The organism is Pseudomonas sp. NFACC32-1, assembly GCF_900101215.1.
Lineage (GTDB): Bacteria > Pseudomonadota > Gammaproteobacteria > Pseudomonadales > Pseudomonadaceae > Aquipseudomonas.
Genome location: NZ_FMUL01000007.1, coordinates 110,231 through 124,368, shown reverse-complemented (window position 1 = coordinate 124,368; position 14,138 = coordinate 110,231). Strand labels below are relative to the sequence as shown.

Sequence of the window (14,138 nt, the reverse complement as noted above, 5' to 3'; positions counted from 1 at the left end):
TCTATTCGAATCAACGTTGCCCCCGGGGCTCAAGGAAGCAGGCCATGTCCATTACTCAAGAAACCTTTCAATCCGAAACCGCCTACGTCGTGCGCAACGAAGGTGTCGACCTGGAGCTCAAGCTGTTCATGGATGAGCAGATCGACTACATCCTCAAGCACCGGGCCACCGAACACCCGTTCCTCAATACTTACGCGCAGCACGGCCTGCCGCCGGAGCAGAGCAAGGTGCTGTACCTGGAGACCTTGCACTACTTCAAGTACCTGCCGTTCTACGTGTGTGGCATTTCCACCATCACCCGCGACGAAGCGGTATTGCGCACCATCGCGTTCAACGCCCGTGACGAACTGGGCGAAACCCAGTCCCACTCGGACCTGTATCGCAAGTTCCTGCTCGACAAGGGCATCAGCGAAGAGCAGATCGACTCCTACAAGTGCCTCCCCAGCACCCAGGCCCTGAACGACGGTATCTGCGCGCTCTACAGCAAGCCACCGCTGCAGAAGGCGCTGGGCGGCCTGTTCGCCGACGAAGCGATGTCGGCGTCGATGGTTTCCAAGTACAACGACGGCTTGATCAAGGAAGGCGTGAGCGAGCGCGGCCGTTTCTTCTGGACCTTGCACATGGAAGTCGAAGTCGGCCACTCCAATGCCGTGTTCAACGTCATGGAGAAGCACCTGCAGACCCCGGAGGAGCGTCGTCTTTTCGCCGAGGGCATCGAACAGTACCTGCACCTGATGGAAGTGTACTGGGACGGCATCGAGCGCAAACTCAACAGTGAGGTACGTCAATGACCGTCAAGAACGAATCCGGGCAAGGCGTGGCCTTCGGGCTGGGCGCCACACTGCTCTGGGGATCCTACCCACTCTGGTACAAGCCCCTGGCCGGTCTCGACGCCTACCACCTGCTGTCGTGGCGGGTGGTGTTCGCCGAGCTGTTTCTCGTGGCCCTGGTACTGGTGACCGCACGGGTCGCAACCTTGCGTTCCACCCTCAAGACGGTTCGCCCGACCAACGTGCTCACCGTATCCGCCGTGCTGGGGCTGTGGTGGCTGATGTACATCTACGGAATCATGACCGGGCGGGTGCTGGAGGTGGCTTTCGGCTATTTCCTCAGCCCGATCATGAGCATGGTGGTGTCGCGGTTGATCTTCAAGGAGCGCCTCACGACCTTGCAGGCCTGGGCCATTTTCCTGGCCGTCACGGGCGTGACCCTCATGGCGTTCGAGCTGCTGAACCTGCATTCCTTCCCTTGGATCGCATTGGTCATCGGCTTCTGCTATTCCTTCTACGGCATCTTCAAGAAGAAGGTTCCCGGCGATCCGGTGGTCATCCAGACCCTCGAAATCGCGGTACTGTTGCCGTTCGCGGCAGTGTTCCTGCTCTGGGCACAGGCCCAGGGGATGGGGCATCAGTTCCTGCAGTCGGGTACCCGGGATCTGCTGCTGGTTGCGACGGGGCTGATCACAGTATTGCCTTTGTGGTGGTACAGTCTGGCTGCCAAGCAACTGTCGATGATCACGCTGGGCTTCTTGCAATTTGTCCCGCCAATCTGCAACTTCCTGTTGGCGGCGTTCGTTTATGGTGAACCGGTCTCGTCGTTGAAACTGGCGGCTTTCTCGTTCATCTGGCTGGCGCTTGCGCTGTTTACCTGGAACTCCATCCGGGTCCAGCGCGCAGCGGCAGCCGCCAGGTTGTCCGTGCAGATGCGCACGGCATGACGTACCTGCCCGTGCCGCCGCCTGGCGGCGCGGGTTTGTCGGATAAGGTTTTGGATAAGGGAATCGAGTCGAAATGAAGAAAGTGGCCGTAGTGGGTTGTACCGGTGCAGTGGGCATGACCATGCTGCAATTGCTTGAGAACACCGATTACGAAGTGGTCTGCATGGCCTCTGAGCGTTCGGCGGGCAAGCGTTTGAAAGCGGGCAATACCGAGCACCTGATCGAACCCTTTTCGGTCGAAGGCTGTGCCTCGTGCGATATCGTTTTCCTGTGTGTTTCCGGCTCCTTCGCCCTGGAATATGGCGAGCGTCTGGCCGAAAACTCCTATGTCATCGACAACTCGTCGGCTTTCCGTTACCACAAGGACATTCCGCTGCTGGTGCCGCCGATCAACGGCCAGCGCTACAAGGGTGAGAAACTCATCGCCAACCCCAACTGCTCCTCGGCCATCGCGCTGATGGTACTGGGACCGCTGCATGACACCTATGGGCTGGAAAGCGCCATCATCTCCACCTACCAGGCCGCCAGCGGTGCGGGTCAGCCGGCCATGCTGGAACTGCGGGAGAAGGCCAAGGCCTTCAGCGATTATGGCGATCAGGACGGCAGCGAGAACTTCGCCCATAACCTGGCGTTCAACGTGATTCCCCAGGTCGATTCGTTCGAAGACAACGGCTACACCCGTGAAGAAATGAAAGTGGTCTGGGAGCTGCGCAAGGTCCTGGACGAGCCGGAACTGGCCATCAGCACCACCGCCGTCCGGGTGCCAACCCTGCGCTCCCACGCCGAGAGCCTGAGCCTGCGCTTCAGCAAGCCGATCAAGTCACTGGAGCAGGTGCGCGAATTGTTGCGCGCCGCGCCGGGGGTCGAGGTGGTGGATGAGCCTGCGAAGAGCATCTACCCGATGCCGATGACATCTACCTACAAGCACGCCGTGGAAGTCGGGCGGATCCGCTACAACCTGATCTATGGCGAGCACGGGCTGGACCTGTTCATCAGCGGCGACCAACTGCTGCGTGGTGCGGCGCTGAACGCGTTCGAGATCATGCAGTTGGTCAATGACTGATCGATCAACGCCCTGAACAGAAAACGCGCAGCCACATCCAGTGACTGCGCGTTTTTTGTTCAACTGGATTGCGCTTCGCTGTCGTCCTGCATGTCGTCCAGGTATTCCGGCTGGTCCGTCTGCTCCGGCAGTTCGGTGACGACGCTGAAGTCACTGATTTCGATGGCACCCTCCCCATGGCCCAGCAAGTGGAAGGAAAACGCCTTGCGCGCTTGAGGGTTATCGAAACTGATGTCCATCACCAGCGGCTGATCGGAGGTTACCGCCACGTCTGTCGGCAGGTCCATCGGCACATCCCGTTCGAACTCCTTGGCCTTGAGGGAAATGTAGGCCGCATGGTTCGCGTCCACGGCGCGGATATTCAGGCTGACACGGGTCTGGGAACCCTTGGGCATTTCCAGGTACTGGGCGCCGATCAGGTTATCGGTCCAGTCGTTGGAAACCTGGGCTGGAAGCGGGATCCTCTCGGAGCTGCCGAACTGATAGCGCTGGTTCAGGGGCGTGGGCAGCAGGGTCTGGTCCAGTGCCACGGCCCGGGCCTTGATCAACCTGGCGCGCCGGCCGCTGTATTGCCCGGCATAGGTGGCCTGGTCGGCGATGAAGCCTTCGCTGGCGTAATAACGGCACCGTTGCAGGAAGTCGCATTCGGTGAACGTGCCCTTGCCGTCGTGATAACGCAGCTTGCCGTTGGTGAACGACATGATTTCCCGACCCGTCGCGTAGTCCCTGAACAGCGAGCGGCCGGACAGTGACGTAGGCACCGCAAAACCGAAGTAATCGAGGACCGAGGCGGTCAGGTCCACATGGCCGTGCACACCGGGCTTGATCCTGGGCAACGGTTCCGGCGCCAGCGTCAGGTTGAACCCCCAGGACGATGCCAGGCGTATGTCGTCCAGCCCGTGGGACTCGTCCGAGGTAATGACCACCAGCGTATTTTCCAGGATGCCCTGACGTTCCAGGCCCGCCAGGAAACTGTCCAGGGCATCGTCCAGGTAACCCACGGCGGCCCGCTTGGCAGTGTCGTAGCGCAGCAAATAGTCTTCCGGCGCGGAATAGGGCTGGTGCGTACCGACCGTCAGCAGGGTGAGCATCCAGGGCTTGTCCGTTTGTTGCAGCTGCCCGACGTAGTTCAGCGCGCCTTCGAAGAATGTCCTGTCGTCCTTGCCCCAGGGGAAATCCAGGTAGGCCGGCTTGGTGAACCACTCCATGCCCAGGGTCGTGTCGAAACCGATATGCGGCATGATCCGGTCCTTGGCCATGAACCGCAGGCCAGCCCCTTGCAGGAAGTGAGTGGAAAACCCGTGCTGGCGCAGCTGCGCCGGCAGGCAGGCCCGGTTGCGCTGGGTCTGGTTCAGCATCTCGACACCCTTGGGTGTGCCGTCGTCGAGCTTGTCGTAGTCGCCACATAGCATTGCATAGAGGCCACGAATGGTCTGGTGGCTATGCAGGACATAATCGGGGGTGTTCATGCCGCGTTCGGCCCAGGCACTGAGGCGCGGCATCAGGTCTTCCTGGTAGCTGCTTTTCAACGCCTGGCGGTTGGCGCTTATGTAGGCGCCGGGGATGCCTTCCAGGGCAATGATCAGGACGTTGCGCGCCTGCCCCGGCGCTGCCAGCAGTCTTTGTCCATCGAGGTCCAGCCGGGTAAGGCCTTCCATTGGTGGAGTGAGGACGTCTTCACCGCCGTCGAGCCATAGCTGGGCCCGTTCCTGCCCGGCGGCAATGCCTGCGGTCACGAGCTGATGGGGCAGGTTGAACAGGTTCCACTGGTCTGCCTCGCTGGGGCGCCAGGATTGCACCGCGCCGTGGGCCAGCAACAGCAGCGTGGGCAATGCCCAGGCGTGGCGTGGCAAGCGTGGCGCCAGGGGCGGTGGGCTAGTCTTCTGGACCGCCAGCCAGAGCACCAGCGCCGTCAGCTGGAGGGCTGCCAGCCAGGGATGGGCGAAGCCACCGCTGGTGGAGTTCTCGACGAATTGCGGGTCGAGCAGGTAATGCAGGTCCGAAGGGTTGGGCATTCGACCGACCGCGCTGATCAGTTCGATATTGGCCAATGTCAGTGCACTCCAGGCCAGCAGTACGGGCAGTACCAACCATCCGGGACGACGGTGGAGCAGCGCGATCAGCAAGCCGCCGCTGCCCAGGTCCGACAGGTAACCCAGGGGCTCGGACCAGCCCAACGCCAGGCGCATGACCAGAGGAACGAGCAATACGCATCCGGCCAGGGCGACAAGGGAGGCGAGGGGATGGGTCAAAGCACGGTAAGTCTTGTTCATGAAACAGGCCTTTGAAGGGAGTCAGCCGCACACCAACCCTGGGAAGCAGGCTTGTCCACAGGGTTTTGACTTGTCATTGAAAAGGGAATGGTAACAAGCGAAGCCGTCTATGGCCGATTGTCCTGGCGCGTTGCGCTGTGGTTCGCTTGCCCGAGCCTCTACAATGGCCGTGCGGTGCGGCTTCGGGCGCGCACAAAACTTGTATCAGGATTTCTCGTCGGGGGATGGATGGACAGGTTCCAGGAAATGCAGGTGTTTGTCGCCGTGGCCCAGGAGTCGGGTTTTTCCGCGGCTGCGCGGCGTCTCGGATTGTCGGCAGCCAGTGTCACCCGTGCGGTGGCCGCGTTGGAACAACGCATTGGCACGCCTTTATTGGTACGCACCACTCGTAATGTGTATATGAGCGAAGCAGGCCAACGCTTCCTCGAGGACTGTCGGCGGATCCTGACCGACCTGCAGGAGGCAGAAGACTCGGCGGCCGGCAGTCACGCCCAGCCCCGCGGACAGCTGACGATTACCGCCCCCGTGCTGTTCGGCCAATCATTCGTTACCCCGGTGCTGGTGGATTACCTGCAGCAGTACCCCGAAGTCAGCGTCAATGCCTTGCTGCTGGATCGAGTTGTCAGCATGGTGGAAGAGGGCATGGACGTTGCCTTGCGGATCGGCGAGTTGCCGGACAGCAACCAGCATGCGGTGCGTGTCGGCGAAGTACGACGGGTCGTTTGCGCATCCCCGGATTTCTTTACTCGCCATGGCCGGCCCCGGCATCCGGAGGATCTGGAGCGCATGCCGGTGGTGGCATCTTCGGCCATTGGCCAGATCAGGCATTGGACCTTCCTCGACGCCGGGCAACCGTTGACGGTCCGGCCAGTGCCCCGCCTGGTGGTGACGGCCAACCAGGCCGCCATCACGGCGGCCTGTCGAGGCCTGGGGATGACGCGGGTCCTGTCTTACCAGGTGGCGGGTGAGGTCCAGAGCGGTGCGTTGGAAATCGTGCTGGCCGACTTTGAACTGCCGCCCCTGCCGATTCACGTGGTGTACCAGGGAGGGCGCAATGCGCCGGCGCGGGTTCGCAGTTTTGTCGATTTCACGGTTAACGCTCTGCGCAGACACCCGGCCTTGAAAGGCTGAGGCATTATTTCTCTTGGTGAAATGATGGATTGCGTTTCCGGGTGATTCTCCGATGTCCGGTGGAAGGGGAAGATGACCCCATCGACGCCGTTCTGCTGATGGCGTCACTTCCAGCGGAGTCGCCCCATGAAACCCATCAAGCTCTATCATTTCCCCCTTTCCGGCCATGCGCATCGTGTCCAGCTGATGCTTTCGCTGCTCGATCTGCCTGTCGAAGTGATCTTCGTCGACCTGGCCAAAGGCGCGCACAAGCAACCGGATTTCCTGGCCATCAACCCGTTCGGGCAGGTGCCGGTGATTGACGATGACGGAGTGATACTGGCCGATTCCAACGCCATCCTGGTGTACCTGGCACAGAAATATGGCGAAGGTCGCTGGCTGCCCACCGATCCGGTCGGTGCTGCCCAGGTGCAGCGCTGGTTGTCGGCGGCGGCCGGGCCGATTCATTCGGGGCCAGCCACCGCACGCCTGATCACGGTGTTCGGCGCGTCTTACAACGCCGAAGATGTGATTGCCCGCTCCCACGCATTGCTCAAGGTGGTCGACCAGCATCTGGGTGGTAGCGCTTATCTGGCGGGTGATGCCGTGACGATTGCCGACATCGCTGGCTACACCTACATTGCCCATGCTCCGGAAGGCAATGTATCCCTCGAGCAATACCCTCATGTGCGTGCCTGGCTGGCGCGCATCGAAGCCTTGCCAGGGTTCGTGGGCATGCCGCGTACCGCCGTGGGCCTGCAAGCACATGCCTGAAGAAGTGGTCATCATCTGGGGTGGGGGGACGGTTCCTCTCACCCCTTTGGCTTGTTTCCCCTTCGCAGAAAGACCTTTTTAGGCATAGCTGAGCGCTTTTTCCTGCAGCAGCCCTTCATACAACTCCACCCATTTGCGGCCCATTTCTTCAGCGGTGAACAGCTGCTTGTAGCGGGCCTCTGCCTTGATACCCATTTCCTGGGCCCTGGTGGGGTTTTCCCACAAGGTGCGCATCGCCTCACGCAATGCCTCGGGCTGACTGGGGGGGACGACAAGGCCGGTTTCGTTATGGATATTGATGTAGCTGGTGCCCGTACCGATCTCGCTGGAGATCATCGGCTTGCCGTACATCGCGCCTTCGAGCAGGGAGATCCCGAAGGCTTCGGAGCGCAGGTGCGAAGGAAACACGATGGCGTAGCTCAGTTCCAGCAGGGCCACTTTGTCCTCGTCCCCCTGGTAGCCGAGAAAGTGCACATTGCGCAGCCCCAGCGCCGCCGTCTGGGCGTGCAATGCCTTTTCCAGTGGGCCTGCTCCCACGATGACGACCGGGTAGTCCACCCCCTTGAGGGCGTCGAGCAGGATATGCAGGCCCTTGTAGTAACGCATCACACCGACGAACAGGAAGAAGCGTTCACCCAGTTTCGCTTTCCACCGGGCCATGCGCTCGGCGTCGGGCTGTGGATAACTGGCCTTGTTCAGGCCATAGGTGATGACCCGGGTCTTGTCGCGGTACGCCTTCAGTACCTCGCTGGTCTCCACATAGTTGGGAGACGCTGCGACGATGCGATCGGCGCCGTTGAGAAAGCGCCGCATCAAGGGACGATACAACTTGAGCAGGTGCCGCTGGCGAACGATGTCCGAATGGTAGGTCACGACGTAGGGCTTTTTTATGGAACTGCAGAAGTGCACCAGGTCCATCATTGGCCAGGGGAAGTGGTAATTGATCACGTCGGCTTCGGCCGCCAGCTCGCGAAACTTCCTGAATACGCTGTAGGAGAAACCTGTTGAAGCCAGCTGGAAATCCATTCGGGTCTGATGGACGTCATGCTGTCGGATCCTGATCGGTCCTGAGGCGGGATGCTCGCTCAAGGCCAGGACGGTGTTATCGATACCCAACCGGTGACTGCTTTCGCACAGTTGGAAAATGACTTGCACGATGCCACCCATGGAGTCAGGCAAATAGGTTTTGTAAAAGTGCAGGACTCGCATTCAACCTCCCAGAACCTGGCGATACGCGTGGGCGGTGACCTTCGCACAGCGTTCCCAGGTAAAAAGTGCCGCTTGTTGCAATCCCGCTTCCCGGCACACCTGCCAGTGCGAGTGGTCCTCTATCAATCGGCACATGGCGTCGCGCATGCCTTGCGGATCGTCGGGCTGGCAATAATTGCCTGCTTCCCCGGCCACTTCCGGCATCGCCGAGCAACGGGTCGTGATGATCGGTATGCCGCTGGCCATGGCTTCCAGCAACGGAAGGCCGAAGCCTTCATACAGCGATGGGAAGATCAATGCCCTGGCCCCCGCCAGTAAATGGGCGACCTGTTCATCGGGCAGGTAACCTGCCAGGCAAACATGACCGCTGGCCATGGCCTTTTTCAACTCGTCGTTGAGTTGTGCGTGTTGCCATCCGCTCATTCCTACTATGAACAAAGGAAAAGCCTGACGGATGGATTCAGGTAACCTGGCGTGCGCCCGTAGGGCTAGCGACAGGTTCTTTCGCGGTTCCAGGGTGCCGACACATAGGAAGTAGCGGCCTGCTTCCAGGCCATGGGCCTTGAGCACGGAGTCGACCGCCTCTGGGCTGCGCGGGTGGAAGCGCGCCGCAACCCCCAGCGGGGCAACCCTGAGGCGCTCGGCCGGCAGGCCGAAATGCCGCTGGGCTTCATCGGCGATGAACTGCGAGTCGGTCAGGATCAACTGCGCCTGTTGCACCGCATGGTCCAGCCGCCGCTCGATTTCCCTGAGCCGCGCCAGCGGCTGCGTCTCGGGGTAGCGCAGGTGAGTCAGGTCATGCAGGGTCATGACCGTAGGCCCTTCGAAAGCCAGCGGCCACAGGCTTGGCTCGTGGTACAGGTCGATGGTCTCGCAGCGACGTTGATCGAAGCGCCGCTGCTCCATCCAGCGTCGCGCCCGATACGCGCCTGGAACCTGTCGAAGCAGGGGAGCAAGGCGCGAATAACCCGGCAGGGTCGCTTGCGGCAACTCCGAGCTCCAGCCCCAGCCATGGAACAAGGACAGCTGCACGTCCGGTTCCCGGACCAGGGCCGTGGCCAGCTCCGCCACATAGTGGCCGATGCCGGTGCGAGGTCCCCTGAGGATTCGTGCATTGAGGGCTATCCGCATACCGGTTCCCTGTCGACGACCCCGTTGCCGCTGTGTCGCTCGATGCGTTCCACCAGTTGCTCACTGGCCTGGCGCCAGCTCAACCATTGCCATTGATCCAAGGGGCGGGCGGCCGGAAATACGCCGCTGTGCTCCATGCCGGTGACCAGGTCCGCCAGGCTTTGAGGATCGTCGAGATCGAAATAGGCCATGAATTCACCCCCGATTTCGCGAAACACCTCGATGTCGCTGCCCATCGCCGGAAGCCCGCGCTGCATGGCTTCGACCAGCGGCAGGCCAAAGCCTTCCACATAGGACGGAAACACCAATGCGGTGGCTTGCAGGTAAGCGTGTTCCAGGCTCTGGTCCGAGGCATCGTTGAACACGAACAGGCGTCGATGCAGTTGTGGATGGCGACGGATGCGTTCGATCAGGGCTTCGCATTTCCAGCCGATCTTCCCGATGATGCACAGCCGTGCCTGCGAGCCGGCAGCCCAGGCCCGTTCGAATGCATCGAGCAGGTACGCGTGGTTCTTGCGTGGTTCGATGGTGCTGACCATCAGGAACACCGGTTCGGGCTGCTCGAACAGGCGCTGTAGCTCCCGGTCAATGGCGCTATCGGCGTCCGCCAGGTCCAGTTCGCTGCCCAGGTGGAAATAGTCGAACCAGCGCTCCTCCACGCGCTGTTCGCCGATACGGCGCACCATTTCCTGGCGTACCTGGTCCCGGATGGTGGCGGAAATGGCGACATAGCCGTCAGCCGTGCGGGCGATCCAGTCGAACCAGCGGTTGAACACCTTGACCAGCCCTTCGTCGCAGAATTGCGGATGGGTCAGGGGGATCAGGTCGTAGATCACCGAAACGATCCGGACGCCATCGCGCTTGAGCTGCTCGGCCAGAGGAAAGAAGTCCGCGTGCCAGGAGGAGTCCAGCAATACCAGGGTATCGCCGGCCCGATGTTGCAGGGGCACGATGCGCGCCGGGGCCGGTTTATGTCTCAGGAGGCGGTCGATCAGGCGAATCGGAATGCTCAGGCAGCCAAAGGCAAACAGCCGGCAGCCTGCGTAGAGCAAGCGTCGGGCCCACAGCGACTGGTTGAAGGGCCGCCGCGATTCGAGGGTTCGCTGCGCGAGCCAGAAGAGATTGGCGGCTCGTTCCAGGCGCCCGCGCAGGCTGACCAGGTCCAGTCCCCTGTCTGGCAGCGGCGCGAGGCTTTTCACTTCGTAGATCTCGCCCCGGAACATCACCACGGGCAAGCATTCGCGCCCCTGGCCCTTCGTCGGCAGTTCACGGATGACGTTACGTACCACCCGCTGGATGCCGGAGTTCGCCTTGGGATGTTCATAGACATAGGTGCACTCCACCAACAGGCGCGTCATGGCAGCTCCTCTTGCGGTAATGCCTGGGCGGTGGACAGGCCTTGCCTCTGGATGCTGGTACGGGCCTGGAGCCAGGAGCAGCCGACGAAGTCTTCCTGACGGTTGTTGATGACGTGGAACACCAACCCGTAGTCGCGCCACTCGAAATTGCGATCCAGGTGTGAATCCAGGCGCGACAGGCTCAACGCCACGGAATAGTTGCCCTTGCCCAGGCGCATGTCGAAACTGAAACGGAAAGTGACGTGTTCGCCGGCCACCAGGTCGGTCACGGCCTGGTCCTGGCGATGGGTATTGATGCCGTACATGGGTTGTCCCAGGCGGTCCTTGATCAAAAATCCCAGCACCAGCCGCTCGATGTCCTGGCGCACTTCGACCCGGACCTGCAACACCACGGGCTGGCCGACTTCAGCCACTTCCACCGGTTGTCCCTGGCTGTTGAGCAATTGAACGTCGAGGATGCCGGCTTCGCCGGTACCGGAGATGGTACGCACCTGGCCATTGGCGAGCATCTCCTGGCGCACGACCTGGCCTTCGCGCTGGGCCAGCATGGCGTTGTAGTAATCCATCACTTCTTCCGGCTTGCCGTGCATGGCCATGCGCCCGTTTTCCAGCAGGATGGCGGTGTCGCAGATCGATTGGATCGCCGAGCGGTCGTGGGACACGATCAACAGCGTGGTCCCGGCCTTGCGGAAGCTGCGGATGCGCTCGAAGCTCTTGTGCTGGAAGTAGGCATCGCCGACCGACAGGGCCTCGTCGACAATCAGGATGTCCGGGCGTCGGGCGGTGGCGACGCTGAACGCCAGGCGCATCTGCATGCCGCTGGAATAGGTTCGTACCGGCTGGTCGATGGCGTCGCCGATCTCGGCAAACCCTTCGATCTGCGGCATCAGCGTTTCGATCTCCTCGACCTGCATGCCCAGCAACTGACCGGCCATGAGGGCGTTCTGGCGGCCAGTGAAGTCCGGGTGAAACCCCATTCCCAGTTCCAGCAGCGCGGCGACACGCCCCTGCAGCCGGATGTGGCCGCAGGTGGGTTGGGTCGTGCCGGTGATCATCTTGAGCAACGTGCTCTTGCCCGCGCCGTTGACGCCGACGATCCCCACGGCTTCACCGGGCTGGATCTCGAAATCCACCCCCTGCAGGACCCAGTGCAACTGATGGCGCTGGCGGGAAAAGGGGATCAGCCATTCGAACAGCCGGCTCCAGCGGTTCGGATACTGCTTGTAGGCCTTGCCCAGGCCACTGACGTGCAAATATCCCATCAGAGTTCATCCACCATTTCACCGCCGCGCAGGCGAAACATCCGCAAGCCCAGCACGCACAGCAGCAACCCGGCGACCAGCAACGGCAGCAGGGACTGCCAGGCCGGCCACTGGTTGTAAAGAAACAGGTTCTGGTAGCCCTGCATCAGTGCGGTCATGGGATTGAGGGCCAGCAATCGCTGGATCGGCTCTGGCAGGATGGTGATCGGATAAACGATCGGTGTGAGCCAGAACCAGAACTGCAGGCAGATGCCGAACAACTGCCCCACATCGCGGAAAAAGACGTTGAGGATCCCCAGCAGCAGGCCCAGCCCTGCGGCGAATATCATCTGCACCGCCAGCAACGGCAGCAATGCCAGCAACGCCATGCCAGGCCAGCGGCCGGTCAACAGGAGAAAGCCGAGGAACAGCCCGAGGATGATCGCGAAATTGATCCCCGCGTTGAGCAGAACGATCAGTGGCAGGCAGATCCTGGGGAAACTGATCTTCTTCAGCAGATTGGCATTCTCCAGAAACATGCCCTGGCTGCGGGTAGTGATTTCCGCGAAGAAACCCCAGGTGAGCAAGCCGGCGCAGACGTAGACGCTGTAGGCCATGCCGTCTTCCACCCCCGGCAGGCGCGCACGCATGATGTGGGAAAAGATCACGGTGTAGACCAGGATCATCGACAGCGGGTTGAGCACCGTCCACAGCGCGCCGAAGAGCGAGTTGCGGTACCGGGCCTGGAATTCGCGCTTGACGCTGCCCAGGATGAAGCCGCGATAGCCCCACAGGGCGCGATGCAGGGTCAGCAGCATCAGACGGCCCTGCCGTAGTGGTCTTCGAAGCGGACGATGTCATCTTCGCCCAGGTATTCGCCGCTCTGCACCTCGATGATCACCAGGTCGATCACCCCCGGGTTTTCCAGGCGGTGGCGATGTCCGGCGGGGATGAACGTGGATTCGTTCTTGGCCACCAGGTGTGGGTCGGAGCCGTTATTGGTGACCTTGGCCATGCCTTCGACCACCACCCAATGCTCGTTGCGGTGATGGTGCATCTGCAGTGACAGTGCCGCGCCGGGCTTGACCACGATGCGCTTGATCTTGAAGCGCGGGCCCTGTTCCAGCACGGTGTAGCTGCCCCAGGGGCGGCTGACGGTGCGATGCAGGCGGTAGGATTCGTGCTCCTTGTCCTTGAGCTGGCGTACCACGCAGCGTACGTCCTGGGCGCGGTCGGCGTGGGCGACCAGGATGGCGTCGGCGGTGTCGACGATGATCAGGTTTTCCACACCCAGTGTGGCCACCAGCCGGCCTTCGCCCTGGACGTAATTGTTCCGGCTGTCGATAAACAGCGCCTCGCCGCTGACGCGGTTGTTCTGGGCATCGGCGGGCACCAGCCCGGCGACGGCGCTCCAGGAACCGATGTCGCTCCAGTCGAAGGCCGCCGGGATCACCACGACATTGCCGGAGCGTTCCATCAGGGCATAGTCGATGGAGATATCCGGCATCTCGGCGAAATGGGTGGCGGACAGCTCCTGCTGCACGCAGCCCGAGGTTTCCACGGCAGTGCTGACCGCCACGCAGGCCCGGGCCTGTTCGAGCAGTTCGGGGGCGTGGATCTGCAACTCGGCGAGCAGGGCCTTGACGGAAAAACAGAACATGCCCGAATTCCACAGGAACCGACCGCTCTCCAGATACTGAGTGGCGGTCTGCAGATCGGGTTTCTCGACGAAGCGCACGACCTTGGCCGCACCTTTGGTATCCAGGGGCTTGCCCCGTTCGATATAGCCGAAACCGGTTTCCGGCGTGGCAGGCAGTACGCCGAAGGTCACCAGGTGGCCGCCTTTGGCCAGTTCCATGGCGTGCTCCACCGAGGCCTTGAAAGCGGCTTCGTCGCGGATCAGATGATCGGCAGGCATCACCATCAGGATGGCATCGTCCCCATGCATGGCCTGCACCGCGAGCGTCGCCGTGGCGATGGCCGGCGCGGTGTTGCGACCCGTGGGTTCGAGCACGAAATGACCGCGATGGCGGGTCAGATTGGCGCTTTGATAGTGGTCGCGGCTCTGGAAGTAGTACTCGCGATTGGTCACGGTGACAATGTCGCCCCGGCCATCGAACAGGCTGGCGGCGCGACGGTAGGTCTTGCCCAGCAGGGACTGGCCATCGGGCAGGCGCATGAACGGCTTGGGTTGGCCCTCGCGGGATACCGGCCACAGCCGCGTCCCGGCACCGCCGGAGAGAATCACGGGAATCAGCATGG

12 protein-coding genes are annotated in these 14,138 nt (G+C 61.7%); 5 read left to right on the top strand and 7 right to left on the bottom strand.

What is annotated here, in order from left to right:
* Positions 1-44: 44 nt before the first annotated feature.
* From BLP99_RS13320 to BLP99_RS13310, 3 genes are all read left to right on the top strand, one after another.
* Positions 45-791, top strand: a complete 747-nt coding sequence (locus BLP99_RS13320; RefSeq protein WP_072397459.1) for an iron-containing redox enzyme family protein — start codon at positions 45-47, stop codon at positions 789-791.
* On the top strand, positions 788-1,717 hold the full coding sequence (gene rarD / locus BLP99_RS13315; protein ID WP_092180510.1) for an EamA family transporter RarD: 930 nt from the start codon (positions 788-790) through the stop codon (positions 1,715-1,717). Before BLP99_RS13320 ends, rarD begins: the two co-directional genes overlap by 4 nt.
* 73 nt (positions 1,718-1,790) lie before the next feature.
* A complete protein-coding gene (locus tag BLP99_RS13310) occupies positions 1,791-2,780 on the top strand; it encodes an aspartate-semialdehyde dehydrogenase (protein WP_072397455.1) in 990 nt (329 codons plus the stop codon).
* Positions 2,781-2,839: 59 nt separating this feature from the next.
* Here the strand turns inward: BLP99_RS13310 and BLP99_RS13305 are convergent, their stop codons facing one another.
* On the bottom strand, positions 2,840-5,053 hold the full coding sequence (locus tag BLP99_RS13305) for an LTA synthase family protein (RefSeq protein WP_092180508.1): 2,214 nt from the start codon (positions 5,051-5,053) through the stop codon (positions 2,840-2,842).
* A 228-nt stretch (positions 5,054-5,281) separates the two neighbouring features.
* Between BLP99_RS13305 and BLP99_RS13300 the strand changes: the two genes are divergently transcribed.
* Both BLP99_RS13300 and BLP99_RS13295 read left to right on the top strand, forming a co-directional pair.
* A complete protein-coding gene (locus tag BLP99_RS13300) occupies positions 5,282-6,184 on the top strand; it encodes a LysR family transcriptional regulator (RefSeq protein ID WP_072397436.1) in 903 nt (300 codons plus the stop codon).
* 126 nt (positions 6,185-6,310) lie between these two features.
* Positions 6,311-6,937, top strand: a complete 627-nt coding sequence (locus tag BLP99_RS13295) for a glutathione S-transferase family protein (RefSeq protein ID WP_072397424.1) — start codon at positions 6,311-6,313, stop codon at positions 6,935-6,937.
* 78 nt (positions 6,938-7,015) lie between these two features.
* Here the strand turns inward: BLP99_RS13295 and BLP99_RS13290 are convergent, their stop codons facing one another.
* Genes BLP99_RS13290 through BLP99_RS13265 form a run of 6 tightly spaced genes read right to left on the bottom strand, consistent with a single transcriptional unit; the run spans position 7,016 to position 14,136 of the window.
* Positions 7,016-8,146, bottom strand: a complete 1,131-nt coding sequence (locus BLP99_RS13290) for a glycosyltransferase family 4 protein (RefSeq protein ID WP_072459056.1) — start codon at positions 8,144-8,146, stop codon at positions 7,016-7,018.
* Complete coding sequence (locus BLP99_RS13285) at positions 8,147-9,277, bottom strand: glycosyltransferase family 4 protein (protein ID WP_072459055.1); 1,131 nt, start codon at positions 9,275-9,277, stop codon at positions 8,147-8,149.
* On the bottom strand, positions 9,268-10,635 hold the full coding sequence (locus tag BLP99_RS13280; protein ID WP_072459054.1) for a glycosyltransferase family 4 protein: 1,368 nt from the start codon (positions 10,633-10,635) through the stop codon (positions 9,268-9,270). Before BLP99_RS13280 ends, BLP99_RS13285 begins: the two co-directional genes overlap by 10 nt.
* Positions 10,632-11,897: an ABC transporter ATP-binding protein gene (locus tag BLP99_RS13275; RefSeq protein WP_092180506.1), complete on the bottom strand. Its 1,266-nt coding sequence runs from the start codon at positions 11,895-11,897 to the stop codon at positions 10,632-10,634. Before BLP99_RS13275 ends, BLP99_RS13280 begins: the two co-directional genes overlap by 4 nt.
* Positions 11,897-12,694 carry an ABC transporter permease gene (locus tag BLP99_RS13270; RefSeq protein ID WP_092180504.1) on the bottom strand — a complete coding sequence of 266 codons (798 nt, stop codon included), beginning with the start codon at positions 12,692-12,694 and terminating at the stop codon, positions 11,897-11,899. Before BLP99_RS13270 ends, BLP99_RS13275 begins: the two co-directional genes overlap by 1 nt.
* On the bottom strand, positions 12,694-14,136 hold the full coding sequence (locus BLP99_RS13265; protein WP_092180502.1) for a mannose-1-phosphate guanylyltransferase/mannose-6-phosphate isomerase: 1,443 nt from the start codon (positions 14,134-14,136) through the stop codon (positions 12,694-12,696). Before BLP99_RS13265 ends, BLP99_RS13270 begins: the two co-directional genes overlap by 1 nt.
* Between the last annotated feature and the right edge of the window lie 2 nt (positions 14,137-14,138).